An 11,973-nucleotide genomic window follows, 5' to 3' on the forward strand; every position below is an offset into this window, starting at 1 on the left:
TGCTGATGCCTACAACCTTAAGCAGCGTCCTGTGATCAACAGGTCAACCCCTTGTGAAAAACTTGTCCTGTCCAATCCCATACATTTCAAGACTTTACAGACACAAGCAATATCATAGGGCCATCTTCGCCGATTTACGGGGATCTCTGGCAGGATAACGGCAGGGGGAACGCTCAGGCGTTGACCTGACTCAACTGGACGTGAAAGCGACAGCCATTGGGCTCCATGGTGCTGAGGGTAACGCTCCAGCCCTGGTTCTCGCAGATGCGCTGGACCAGTGACAAACCCAACCCCAGGCCCTCGCCGCGCTTCTCACTGCCGCGGACGAACGGCTCGAACATCGCTTCGCGCTTGTCTTCGGGAATGCCGACGCCGCTGTCTTCCACCACAAACCCGGTCGGCTCCAGGGTCAGCCGGATGAAGCCGCTTTCGGTGTAATGCAGGGCATTGCGCAACAGGTTGCCCATCACGGCATGCAGGAAGGTCGCGTTGTAGCGCGTATCCAACGGGTTGCCCGGCTGGTAGATCAACTCCAGGCCCTTGTGCTCGATGGGCTCGCGCCAGATGCCAAGCAGATCATCCGCCACCTGGGACAGATTGACCTTGGGTGACATGCTACCGTCATCATGTTGAGCCCGGGCCAGCATCAGGAAGGTTTGCACCAGTTCGCGCATTTCTTCGCAGGCGCGGGCGATTCGCTCGACCTGGTTACGCCCACGCTGATCGATAGCCGGGTTTTCCAGCAACAATTCGCAGGAGCTGGCCAGGACCATCAAAGGCGTGCGCAGTTCGTGGCTGACATCGCTGGTGAACAACTGCTCACGGGACAATGCCTGGCGCAGGCGCCCCAGCGTGGCGTCGAAGGCCACCGCCAGCTCACCCACTTCGTCGGCCGCGTAGTCCGGGGCTAGGGGCGGCGCCAGGCCCAGCAACTGGTCGCGATGCCGCACCTGACGAGCCAGGCGTACCACCGGCGCCATCACTTTACGGGCCAGCACCCAGCCGAGGAATACCGCCAGCGCCAGGCTGAGCACGAAGCCCACCAGCACCACGGCAAACAGCACGCGCTCGCGCTCTTCGAAATCGCTTTGATCCTGCAGCAGCACATAGCGCCGACCGTCGACCACTTCGACCATGGCGTGGTACGACAGGGCCTCGCGAAACACCTCATGAAACCCTGGTTCCAGATGCCGCAGGTCCTTGGGCAATTCAAAATCCCCGGGGCCACCGCTGAAGTAAAACAGCTGGTCGGGCTCGGGGCGGTGCCGCCAGTCCTCGACGGTGTCCATCAGCAGCAGGCGCTGCAGGTCACCGCCCAAGCCTGCCGAGATCAATTTCTCTTCCACCAGGTGCACGGTGGCGACGATGCCCATGGCGAAGGCCCCCGCCACCAACGCACTCATCAAGGCAAAGGCGATGATGATGCGCTGGGCAAGGCTTTGCTTAAACTCCATCACGGCCCTCGGCCAGGCGGTAACCCACACCATGCACGGTTTGCAGCAACGGCTTGGCGAACGGCTTATCGATCACCTGGCGCAATTGGTGCACGTGGCTGCGCAGGCTGTCGCTGTCCGGGCAGTCATCGCCCCACAGCGCCTCTTCCAGCACTTCCCGACGCAGTACGTGGGGACTTTTCTGCATCAAGACCGCGAGCAGCTTGAGACCGACCGGGTTGAGCTTGAGCAGGCGCCCTTCGCGGGTTACTTCCAGGGTATCGAGGTCGTAATTCAGATCGGCCACTTGCAGGGCGCGACGACCGCCACCTTGGGCACGGCGCAGCACCGCTTCGATGCGCGCGGCCAGTTCCGACAGGGCAAACGGTTTGAGCAAGTAATCGTCGGCACCGGACTTGAAGCCCTGCAGCCGGTCATCCAACTGGTCGCGGGCGGTGAGCATGATCACTGGCGTGTCGCGGCGGGCGTCTTCACGCAGGCGCTTGCACAAGGTGTAGCCATCGATGCCAGGCAGCATGATGTCGAGCACGATCAAGTCGTAATGCTCGGTGGCGGCCAGGTGCAGGCCCGACAAACCGTCCTGCGCACAGTCCACGGTGTAGCCTTTTAGCCCCAGGTAGTCGGCCAGGTTGGCCAGAATATCGCGGTTGTCTTCAACCAATAGAATTCGCATGGGCAGTGTCTCCGTACGCGGTAACGGCCGTGTTGGCTCGCGCAGCTTAAGGCCAAGTGTGGCTCAGGGATAGAGCTGAGAGGTACGACGATAAAGGTTTTCAACCTTGCACAGAGTTGAACAAGTTTTTCACTATAGCTTCACAAACTGACTACAGTGTCAGGCAGAAGATCGCCACCCATTGATATAAGGAACATGGACATGGGGTTTCTCAAGACGGCGCCAATGCGCTATCTGCTGTTGGTAACCGGTGCTTGGCTGGTTATTTTCCTGCTCACTCGCAGCGTGCTGCTCATCACCCATTTGGATGAAGTCGGCGGCAACCTGCTGCCGGTGTTTGGCGTGGGCCTGCTATACGACCTGGGCTTCCTGGCCTACGCGGCACTGCCGCTGGGCCTTTATTTGCTGCTGTGCCCGCCCGCGCTGTGGCGCCGGCGCGGTCACCGCTGGTTCCTGCAGGCCGTGCTCACCGTCAGCCTGTTCGCCATGCTGTTTACCTCGGTGGCCGAGTGGCTGTTCTGGGATGAGTTCGGCGTGCGCTTCAACTTCATTGCCGTCGATTACCTGGTGTACTCCGACGAGGTGTTGAACAACCTGCTCGAGTCCTACCCGATCGGCAAACTGCTGAGCCTGCTCGCCATGCTGGCGATTGTCTTGAGCCTGGCCTTGCGCAAACCGTTCAATGCAGCGATGAGCGCCCCACTGCCGCCGATGCGCGGTCGCCTGGTGAATGCCCTGGCCCTGTTGGTGATTGCTGGCCTCAGCCTGCAGCTGATCAGCCAGGACAGCCCGCGAGCCCAGGGCGGCAACGCCTACAAGAATGAACTGGCCAGCAATGGCCCGTATCAGTTTTTCGCCGCATTCCGTAACAACGAACTGGATTACCCACAGTTCTACAAAACCCTGCCGACTGAGGTTATCGCCACGCAACTGCGTGCAGAGCTGAGCGAACCCAACGCCCGCTTTATCGGCCAGGACCCGCTGGATATCCGCCGCGCCATCACCAATCCGGGCACGCCGCGCAAACCCAATGTCGTGCTGGTGACCATCGAAAGTTTCAGCGCCAAGTACATGGGCAGCAACGGCGACGAGCGCAACCTCACGCCTAACCTGGATGCGCTGCGTAAACAGAGCCTGTATTTCAATAATTTCTATGCCACCGGCACCCGCACCGACCGTGGCCTGGAGGCGATCACCCTGGCGATTCCACCCACGCCCGGGCGCTCGATCGTCAAGCGCATCGGTCGTGAAAGCGGCTTCGCCAGCCTGGGGCAACAGCTCACGGCCGTCGGTTACGACAGCGTGTTTGTGTACGGCGGGCGCGGGTACTTCGATAACATGAACGCGTTTTTCAGCGGCAATGGTTATCGCGTCGTGGACCAGAGCAGCGTGCCCGAGTCAGAAATCTCGTTCAAGAACGCCTGGGGCATGGCTGACGAGGACCTGTATAACCAAACCCTGAAACTGGCCGACACCGACTACGCCAAGCAGCAACCCTTTTTGCTGCAACTGATGACCACCTCCAACCACCGCCCCTACACCTACCCGGATGGGCGTATCGATATCAAATCCGGGAATGGCCGCGACGGTGCGGTGAAATACACCGACCACGCCATCGGCCAATTCCTGGAAGCCGCCCGCCAAAAACCCTGGTTCGATAACACGATCTTCATCTTCGTCGCCGACCACACCGCCGGCAGCGCAGGCAAGGAAGACCTGCCCATCACCAACTACCAGATTCCGCTGTTCATCTATGCACCCAAGCTGATCGACGCACGGGAAAGCGCACAACTGGCCAGCCAGATCGACCTGGCGCCCACGCTGCTGGGCCTGCTCAACCTGAGCTACGAATCCACCTTCTTTGGTCGCAACCTGCTGCAAGACAACCCACTGCCACCTCGGGTGGTGGTCGGCAACTACCAGCACCTGGGCCTGTTCGACGGCAAGGACCTGGCCATTCTCAGCCCACGCCTGGGCCTGCGCCGCCACGACCAGGCCCTGGGTGAGAGCCAGGAGTTGCGGGTCGGCAGCGATGACCCGTTGATCCAGCGGGCGATCACCTACTACCAGGCCGCCAGCTATGGCTTCAAACAACAGTTGCTGAGCTGGAGAGCGCCCAAGGAAGAGGCCCCGGCACTGAGCACGCGCTAACCAAAACGTCCCGTACAGGTCCGTACGGGACGTTTTTCACCAGGGTCCACCATGGGAACCACCCCCGCCGTCCCCGTCTCCAAACCTCTCAACCTATGGCTCTGCCTGGGCATCCCCGGCGGCGCAGCACTCCTGTTGCTGTTGCTGGAGCTGACCTCGCTGGACATGGACCTCGCCAAGTTGTTCTACAACGGCGCGGAGGGCGGTTTCATCGGGCGTTACAGTTTCTTCCTCGAAGACATCCTGCATGACCGTGCCAAACAGTTGGTCATCCTGTTCTCGGTCCTGGCGATCCTGGGATTTGCCGGCACGTTTATCCTCCGACGGCTCAAACCCTATCGTCGTGAACTGCGCTGCCTGGTGCTGTCACTCGGGCTGGCGACCGCGTTTGTCGCTCCGCTGAAAACCATCACCGGCGTCCAGTGCCCGTGGAGCGTCCAGGAATTCGGCGGTCAGGAAACCTACAGCAAACTGCTGAGCCCTCGCCCGCCCACCGATAAACCCGGGCGCTGCTGGCCAGGCGGTCATGCCGCCACCGGGTTCGCCTTGTTTGCCCTGTTTTTTGCACTGCGTGACCGGCAGCCACGGATGGCGCGCTACGCATTCATCTTCGCCGTCGGCTTGGGCGGTGTGTTTTCCATCAGCCGTATGATGCAAGGCGCACACTTCTTTTCCCATAACGTGTGGACGGCAATTTTCTGCTGGCTGATCTGCCTGGGGCTGTATTGCCTGTTGCTGTACCGGCCCTCCACGCGCGCAACGCCCACCTGAAGCCAAAGACAGCGCCCACAAAAAAGCCCCGCCTGCATCACTGCAGGCGGGGCTTTTTCAGTACAGGGGTAAGGCTGGCTTACATCATGCCGCCCATGCCACCCATGCCGCCCATGTCTGGCATACCGCCGCCAGCCGAGCCTTCAGCCTTCGGCTTGTCAGCGATTGCAGCTTCGGTGGTCAGGATCAGACCACCGATGGAAGCTGCGGCCTGCAGCGCGGAACGAGTCACCTTGGTAGGGTCCAGGATGCCCATTTCGATCATGTCGCCGTAGACGCCAGTCGCAGCGTTGTAACCGTAGTTACCTTTGCCGTTCTTGACTTCGTTGACCACAACGCTTGGCTCGTCGCCGGAGTTGGCAGCGATCTGACGCAGCGGTGCTTCAACCGCACGACGCAGCACAGCGATACCGACGTTCTGGTCAGCGTTGTCGCCGGTCAGGTTGGTCAGGGCCTCCAGGGCACGGATCAGCGCAACGCCACCGCCAGGTACCACGCCTTCTTCGACGGCTGCGCGGGTTGCGTGCAGGGCGTCTTCAACGCGGGCTTTCTTCTCTTTCATTTCAACTTCGGAACCCGCGCCAACCTTGATCACTGCAACGCCGCCGGACAGCTTGGCCAGGCGCTCTTGCAGTTTTTCACGGTCGTAGTCCGAGGACGTCTCGGCAACCTGGGCACGGATCTGAGTGATGCGCGATTGGATGTCGCCGTCAACGCCAGCACCGTCAACGATGATGGTGTTTTCCTTGGAGATGGTCACGCGCTTGGCGCTACCCAGGTTTTCCAGGGTGGCGCTTTCCAGGCTCAGGCCGATCTCTTCGGAGATAACGGTACCGCCGGTCAGGACGGCGATGTCCTGCAGCATGGCCTTGCGACGGTCACCGAAGCCTGGAGCCTTGACGGCTGCGACTTTAACGATGCCACGCATGTTGTTCACAACCAGGGTCGCCAGGGCTTCGCCTTCAACGTCTTCGGAAACGATCAGCAGTGGGCGGCCGGCTTTGGCAACGGCTTCCAGCACTGGCAGCATTTCGCGGATGTTGGAAATCTTCTTGTCGACCAGCAGGATCAGCGGGCTGTCCAGCTCGGCAACCATGGTTTCCGGCTTGTTGACGAAGTACGGGGACAGGTAGCCACGGTCGAACTGCATGCCTTCAACAACCGACAGTTCGTTTTCCAGGCCAGTGCCTTCTTCAACGGTGATCACGCCTTCTTTACCGACTTTTTCCATGGCTTCGGCAATGATGTCGCCGATGGAGCTGTCGGAGTTGGCGGAGATGGTGCCTACCTGGGCGATAGCCTTGGTGTCGGCGCAAGGCTTGGACAGGTTTTTCAGCTCAGCGACGATGGCGATGGTCGCCTTGTCGATGCCGCGCTTGAGGTCCATCGGGTTCATGCCGGCAGCAACGGCCTTGTAGCCTTCGTTGACGATGGCCTGAGCCAGAACGGTGGCGGTGGTAGTACCGTCGCCTGCGTCATCGTTGGCACGGGAGGCAACGTCTTTGACCAGCTGCGCGCCCATGTTTTCGAAACGGTCTTCCAGTTCGATTTCTTTGGCGACGGAAACGCCGTCCTTGGTGATGGTCGGAGCGCCGAAGCTCTTCTCGATGATCACGTTACGGCCTTTCGGGCCCAGGGTCGCTTTTACTGCGTCAGCCAGGATGTTGACACCGGTGAGCATTTTCTTACGGGCGGAATCGCCGAATTTAACTTCTTTAGCAGCCATGATCGATATTCCTTAAATACTTTGTAGTAACGGGAAAATGAGCGGGGAAATCAGTCTTCCAGAACGGCGAGAATCTCGTTCTCAGCCATAACCAGCAGGTCTTCGCCGTCGACTTTCACAGTGTTGCTGCCGGAGTAAGGGCCAAATACAACCTTGTCACCGACTTTAACGGCCAGCGCACGTACGTCACCGTTTTCCAGAGTCTTGCCTGGGCCTGCAGCGACGATCACACCGTGGTTGGCTTTTTCAGCAGCCGAACCTGGCAGAACGATACCGCCAGCGGTTTTCTTTTCTTCTTCGCTGCGACGGATTACGACGCGGTCGTGCAGAGGACGAAGCTTGCTCATTGTCGATCTCTCCTAATTGTGTTTTTCATCGGCCGGTATCGATACCGGCGGGTTGTATTCCGGCAGTGCCGGTCGCGGTTCGCTGGGCGAAACACGGAAGTCTGTCCGGTGTCGCCACCAGAAACCTTGCGGTGACCGTTACATAAGGGCGCATAAGCTTATTACAAGGGGCCAGCGATGATTTTTTTGCGTCTGCCCGCCTATAAAAAGCAACACGGCACCCGAAGGTGCCGTGCCAGTGAAGCGGTTATTTGCTGTCGCGGTGTTCGAACTCGCCTTCGATCACGTCGCCTTCTCGCCCCAACGGTTGGCGCGGGGCCGGGCCGCCACGGGGTTGCAGGTCGTCGGCGAACGCACGTTGGCGAATCGCGGCCTCTTCGGCGCGCTGGCGCATCTTGCCCGCGAGCAATTTGCGGGTGAACGGCAGCAGCATCACCAGGCCCACTACGTCGCTGATAAAGCCGGGCAGGATCAACAGGCCGCCCGCCAACGCCATCATCAGGCCTTCGAGCATGGTCTGGGCCGGCAGTTCGCCGCGGTTCAGGCTCTCACGAGCACGCAGCGCCGTGGCCAGGCCGGCGACGCGCAGCACCAGGACACCGAGCATCGAGCCGAGAATGATCAGCAACAGGGCCGGGAAAAACCCGATCGCACCGCTGACTTGAACGAATACGAACAGCTCCAACACCGGGAACAGCAGAAAGAGCAATAAAAAAGGGCGCATCAAAAGGTTCCTCAACGCAAGAATGCCTTGCCAGTCCACCTTAGATGACGTCGCCGTTTCGTGAATTCAAGCTTCAGCGGCGGCTTTTTTCGGCCAGACCTCGGCGTGGGCCAATGAAACCAGGGCTTCGCGTACTTGTGTCGGCGTGTTGCAAGACGCTGCAAACGGCAGCCAGTGCAAAGCCTGGCCGATGCGCAGATGCAGGCCTTCGCTGTCGATGCCGGCCAATTGCGCAGGTTCGAAAGCAGGCAAGCCGGCCAACTCGACGTAATGGGCAATGGCCTTGGTGTGGTCGCTGTTCATGTGCTCGACCATGCTGCGCTCGGCCTTGCCCGCGAAGGGGTTGGCCAAGGTCAATTGGTCGATCCAGTGAATCGCGCCAAACCCGCCGATATAACGGTGGCGCACCGGCTTGAGCACCCAGAAATCGAAATCGTGGGCCTGGTGGTAGTTGGCCGAATCGGGGAAGTAACGGTAATAGCGCTCGGCCGCCGCTTCGATGGCGGCAGGGTCGTCGAGTTTCTCGGCTTCGGCCAGGTAGGTCAGGCGCCCCACGGCCTGCACGTCATCCGCTTCGCGCTCGCCGACCAGCAGCGAGCACTTGGGATCTTTTTGCAGGTTATGGGTGTGCTGGGCGATACGGCTGATCAGGATCAGCGGGCGGCCCTGCTCGTCGAGGCAATACGGCACGACCGAGCCGAACGGAAAGCCGGGCATGGCCTTGGACAGTGTGGAGAGAGCCCCACGGTATTCCTTGAGCAACAGCTCTCGGGCGTTCTTGGCAACCTGCGCGCTCAACGTATGACTCCTCGGGTATTCAGCCGCCCATAGCGTATGGGAATGGATCTCAACACAAGGTAATCAATCTACGCTCCGGTTGCCAGGGCTCGATTACCAGGCGACGCCGAAGCCTGCGGTATAGCGGGTTTTGCTCAGGCTGCTTTCCGAATCGCCGCTGATCACGTCGCGCTCGGCCTTGAGGTTGAGCGACGCCCACTCGGTCACCTTGTAGCGCAGGCCCATTTCCGCATCCAGGGAGTACTCGGCCGGGCCGTCGATAGGCTTGCCCACCTCGCCATTGGTGAAGAACTCAACGGTCTTGCCCACCAGGTAGCGGTTGTAGTTCCACTTCATGGCCAGGGAATAGAAGTTGTCCTTGCCGCCATCGGCGTATTCGTAATCGGTGCGGTTGACCAGCGAGCCGAGGGAGAACGCACCCAGCTCGTCGTCCCAGAACTGGTAGCCCGGGCCGGTACCGACGGTACGTTGACGCGCCAGGTCTTCAACCTTGTCGCGCTTGTAGGTCAGGCGCCCCTGCCAGAACCAGTGCTCGGTGATGAAGCGGTCCAGGTCATACTCCAGCGCCCAGTTGTCGGTGGTGGTGACGTCGTCCTGGAACTCGCGGTTGTATTCGCCCTGCCCGGTATGGCGCCATTGGCCATGGCGCGCGGTGGTCTTGAAGTCGATGTCGTAGTCGTTGGTGTCTTTTTCGGCGCGCTTGTAGTCCAGCGCCATGTCGACATTGCCCTTCCACACCAGGTCTTCGATCACCGGCTTGGGCTTGATGATCTGCTGGATACTTGCCAGCTCGACGGTCTTGGGCGCCTCGCCATTGGCCAGCACCACCTTGCCATCGTCCGCCGCCTGCAGGGACTTGGCCTTCTCGCCGGTGTAGGCGTCCTGCTTGACCAGCAGTTCCTGGTCGCTCTCCAGGGTTTTCACCTGTTTCCAGTCCACCGGAATGGCGCCGGCGTAGTCGGTCTGGATCAGCAGCTTGCCACCGTCGAAGACCTTGATCTTGCCGGTCAGGCGGTCACCGTTTTTCAACCAGACGGTATCGGCCAGCAGGGGCGTGGAGGCACTGAAGACAGCGAGGCACAGCAGGGTTCTGGACAACATAAGCGGATAGGGAGCTCAAGGTTGGCGAAAAGGGGCGATTATCGTGTTAGATAGCTAGGACTGACTCAAGGATTTGTGTTGAGTTCAATTCTCAACAGCATACTTACAGACGTTTCTTACAAAAGACCGACGATCCCAACGGATATGCCCACAGTGAATCAGCCTGCCGATGCCCCACAAACCCCCGCCGAAATGCGCCGCACCGTGCTGTACCTGACCCTGGCGCAAGTCCCGCCAGAGTGCGTGGTGAGTTACGGCGAACTGGCGCAACTGGCCGGGCTGGGACGCGCCGCGCGCTGGGTGGGTCGCACCTTGAGCCAACTTCCCGAGGGCACCACATTACCCTGGCATCGCGTGCTGGGTGCCGGTGGTCGGATAAGTCTGCCGGTGGGCAGCGCCTCGGGCGACGAGCAACGGGCGCGCTTGCGCGATGAGGGCGTTATGGTGCGCAACAATCGCGTGGATATTCAGCGCCATGGCTGGCGCCCGGTAGAGCACAGCGGTTAGAGTGCGCGCTTTGTTTCCGTGAATCTGAGGCAGACTCCAGCCCATGCCCCGTAAAACCTGGCGCGCCGCGCTCGCCGCCTATGCCAGCCCCTCGACGTTAGTGCTGTTGTTGCTCGGCTTTGCCGCCGGCTTGCCTTACATGTTGGTGTTCTCGACGCTTTCGGTGTGGCTGCGTGAGGCCGGTGTGGCCCGCGAGACCATCGGCTATGCGAGCCTGATCGGTTTGGCGTATGCCTTCAAATGGGTCTGGTCGCCGCTGCTCGACCAATGGCGCCTGCCACTGCTCGGTAAACTCGGACGTCGTCGCTCCTGGCTGGTGCTTGCACAGTCGCTGGTGATCCTCGGATTGATCGGCATGGGCTTCTGCGACCCGCAGAAACACCTGTCCTGGCTGATCGCCATTGCCGTCGTGGTGGCCTTTGCTTCCGCCACCCAGGACATCGCGGTCGACGCCTATCGCCTGGAAATCGCCGACGACAGCCGCCAGGCCGCCCTGGCCGCCAGCTATATGTCCGGCTACCGCATCGCCGCCCTGCTGGCCACGGCCGGTGCGCTGTTCTTTGCCGAAGGCTTCGGCTCCACCGGCTTCAACTATAAGCACTCGGCCTGGACCGGTACCTATGTGCTGTTCGGCGTGCTGATGATCCCGGCGCTGCTGACCACGCTGTTCATGCGCGAACCGAATGTACCGCTGCGCACCCAGTTGCAGGCCGGGCGCTACAGCTTCGCGCATCAGTTGGTGTCAGTGTTCGTGCTGATCGTGTTGCTGGTGTCCGTACCGGCGATGTTCACCCAGCTGTTCAACACCGACTTCGCCAGCGTGCTGTTCCAGGGCGTCAGCCTGTGGGACTTGCTGATGGACGACCGCGCGTTCCTGCGCGCCATTCTCTATATCATTCTCACCACGCTGTGCCTGTCGGCCATGGGTCGACGGGGCCTGGCGCCGGTGCTCACGCCGGTCAACGACTTTATCCTGCGCTACCGCTGGCAGGCATTGCTGCTGCTGGGGCTGATCGCCACCTATCGTATGTCCGACACGGTGATGGGCGTGATGGCCAACGTGTTCTACATCGACCAGGGTTTTACCAAGGACCAGATCGCCGGGGTCAGCAAGATCTTCGGCCTGATCATGACCCTGCTCGGCGCCGGCATGGGCGGCCTGCTGATCGTGCGCTTCGGCATCCTGCCGATCCTGTTTATAGGCGGTGTAGCGTCGGCGGGGACCAACCTGCTGTTCGTGATGCTCGCCGACATGGGCCCCGACCTGCAGATGCTGATCTTTACCATCTCCCTGGATAACTTCAGCTCGGGCCTGGCCACGTCGGCATTCGTGGCCTACCTGTCGAGCCTGACCAACCTCAAGTTTTCCGCCACCCAATATGCGCTGCTCAGTTCGATCATGCTGTTGCTGCCGCGCCTGATCGGCGGGTACTCGGGGGTGATGGTGGAGAAGTTCGGGTACCACAACTTCTTCCTGATCACCTGCATGCTGGGCGTACCGACACTGCTGCTGATTGCGTTGCACTGGTATCAGGAAAATCGGCGGATGCGGTTGAATCCGCCGGTAGAGGACTGATTCTGGGGGCCCTTTAAAAGCCAGACCGCGGCGCCCCCATCGCAAGCAAGCTCTGCGCCTACAGACAGCCCTGCATTCTGATGCCTGTACGGCGGCAGTTTGCGCCCGTACAATCCCAAGTCATTTCAAGTTCAAGCAACCGACA

The 11,973-nt window shown here is 60.6% G+C and carries 11 protein-coding genes; 4 read left to right on the plus strand and 7 right to left on the minus strand.

The window, feature by feature from the left end:
• Window positions 1–173 precede the first annotated feature (173 nt).
• Together NIBR502773_RS09535 and colR are read right to left on the minus strand one after the other, a co-directional pair.
• On the minus strand, window positions 174–1,454 hold the full coding sequence (locus tag NIBR502773_RS09535) for a HAMP domain-containing sensor histidine kinase (RefSeq protein WP_141155921.1): 1,281 nt from the start codon (window positions 1,452–1,454) through the stop codon (window positions 174–176).
• Complete coding sequence (gene colR / locus NIBR502773_RS09540; protein ID WP_027605482.1) at window positions 1,444–2,127, minus strand: two-component system response regulator ColR; 684 nt, start codon at window positions 2,125–2,127, stop codon at window positions 1,444–1,446. Before colR ends, NIBR502773_RS09535 begins: the two co-directional genes overlap by 11 nt.
• Window positions 2,128–2,328: 201 nt before the next feature.
• Between colR and NIBR502773_RS09545 the strand changes: the two genes are divergently transcribed.
• Both NIBR502773_RS09545 and NIBR502773_RS09550 read left to right on the plus strand, forming a co-directional pair.
• Complete coding sequence (locus tag NIBR502773_RS09545) at window positions 2,329–4,278, plus strand: LTA synthase family protein (protein ID WP_141155922.1); 1,950 nt, start codon at window positions 2,329–2,331, stop codon at window positions 4,276–4,278.
• Window positions 4,279–4,329: 51 nt separating this feature from the next.
• Window positions 4,330–5,049, plus strand: a complete 720-nt coding sequence (locus NIBR502773_RS09550) for a phosphatase PAP2 family protein (protein ID WP_141155923.1) — start codon at window positions 4,330–4,332, stop codon at window positions 5,047–5,049.
• Window positions 5,050–5,128: 79 nt separating this feature from the next.
• Here NIBR502773_RS09550 and groL read toward each other — a convergent pair whose 3' ends face one another.
• The 5 genes from groL to NIBR502773_RS09575 form a co-directional block, all read right to left on the minus strand.
• Entirely contained in the window at window positions 5,129–6,775 is a 1,647-nt protein-coding gene (groL, locus tag NIBR502773_RS09555) for a chaperonin GroEL (protein ID WP_027605479.1), read from the minus strand.
• Between the two features lie 50 nt (window positions 6,776–6,825).
• Window positions 6,826–7,122: a co-chaperone GroES gene (gene groES, locus NIBR502773_RS09560; protein ID WP_003175874.1), complete on the minus strand. Its 297-nt coding sequence runs from the start codon at window positions 7,120–7,122 to the stop codon at window positions 6,826–6,828.
• A gap of 247 nt (window positions 7,123–7,369) precedes the next feature.
• Window positions 7,370–7,846: an FxsA family protein gene (locus tag NIBR502773_RS09565; protein WP_024077215.1), complete on the minus strand. Its 477-nt coding sequence runs from the start codon at window positions 7,844–7,846 to the stop codon at window positions 7,370–7,372.
• Window positions 7,847–7,912: 66 nt separating this feature from the next.
• On the minus strand, window positions 7,913–8,644 hold the full coding sequence (locus tag NIBR502773_RS09570) for a HugZ family protein (RefSeq protein WP_065939207.1): 732 nt from the start codon (window positions 8,642–8,644) through the stop codon (window positions 7,913–7,915).
• A 93-nt stretch (window positions 8,645–8,737) separates the two neighbouring features.
• Window positions 8,738–9,745, minus strand: a complete 1,008-nt coding sequence (locus tag NIBR502773_RS09575) for a DUF481 domain-containing protein (protein WP_027605476.1) — start codon at window positions 9,743–9,745, stop codon at window positions 8,738–8,740.
• Between the two features lie 144 nt (window positions 9,746–9,889).
• On the opposite strand from NIBR502773_RS09575, the gene NIBR502773_RS09580 reads away from it, so the two are divergent.
• Together NIBR502773_RS09580 and NIBR502773_RS09585 are read left to right on the plus strand one after the other, a co-directional pair.
• On the plus strand, window positions 9,890–10,252 hold the full coding sequence (locus tag NIBR502773_RS09580) for an MGMT family protein (RefSeq protein WP_141155924.1): 363 nt from the start codon (window positions 9,890–9,892) through the stop codon (window positions 10,250–10,252).
• Between the two features lie 43 nt (window positions 10,253–10,295).
• The gene (locus tag NIBR502773_RS09585) at window positions 10,296–11,828 is read left to right on the plus strand and encodes an AmpG family muropeptide MFS transporter (protein ID WP_141155925.1); all 1,533 of its coding nucleotides are present in this window, start codon (window positions 10,296–10,298) and stop codon (window positions 11,826–11,828) included.
• Window positions 11,829–11,973 lie beyond the last annotated feature (145 nt).

The sequence above is a fragment of the Pseudomonas sp. NIBRBAC000502773 genome (assembly GCF_006517195.1).
In the GTDB taxonomy this organism is placed as follows: domain Bacteria; phylum Pseudomonadota; class Gammaproteobacteria; order Pseudomonadales; family Pseudomonadaceae; genus Aquipseudomonas; species Aquipseudomonas marginalis.

Coding starts and splice junctions, on each gene's coding strand:
- NIBR502773_RS09545 (WP_141155922.1), top strand. CDS start 2,329: ATGGGGTTTCTCAAGACGGCGCCAATGCGCTATCTGCTGTTGGTAACC.
- colR (WP_027605482.1), bottom strand. CDS start 2,127: ATGCGAATTCTATTGGTTGAAGACAACCGCGATATTCTGGCCAACCTG.
- groES (WP_003175874.1), bottom strand. CDS start 7,122: ATGAGCAAGCTTCGTCCTCTGCACGACCGCGTCGTAATCCGTCGCAGC.
- NIBR502773_RS09575 (WP_027605476.1), bottom strand. CDS start 9,745: ATGTTGTCCAGAACCCTGCTGTGCCTCGCTGTCTTCAGTGCCTCCACG.
- NIBR502773_RS09550 (WP_141155923.1), top strand. CDS start 4,330: ATGGGAACCACCCCCGCCGTCCCCGTCTCCAAACCTCTCAACCTATGG.
- NIBR502773_RS09535 (WP_141155921.1), bottom strand. CDS start 1,454: ATGGAGTTTAAGCAAAGCCTTGCCCAGCGCATCATCATCGCCTTTGCC.
- NIBR502773_RS09565 (WP_024077215.1), bottom strand. CDS start 7,846: ATGCGCCCTTTTTTATTGCTCTTTCTGCTGTTCCCGGTGTTGGAGCTG.
- groL (WP_027605479.1), bottom strand. CDS start 6,775: ATGGCTGCTAAAGAAGTTAAATTCGGCGATTCCGCCCGTAAGAAAATG.
- NIBR502773_RS09585 (WP_141155925.1), top strand. CDS start 10,296: ATGCCCCGTAAAACCTGGCGCGCCGCGCTCGCCGCCTATGCCAGCCCC.
- NIBR502773_RS09580 (WP_141155924.1), top strand. CDS start 9,890: ATGCCCACAGTGAATCAGCCTGCCGATGCCCCACAAACCCCCGCCGAA.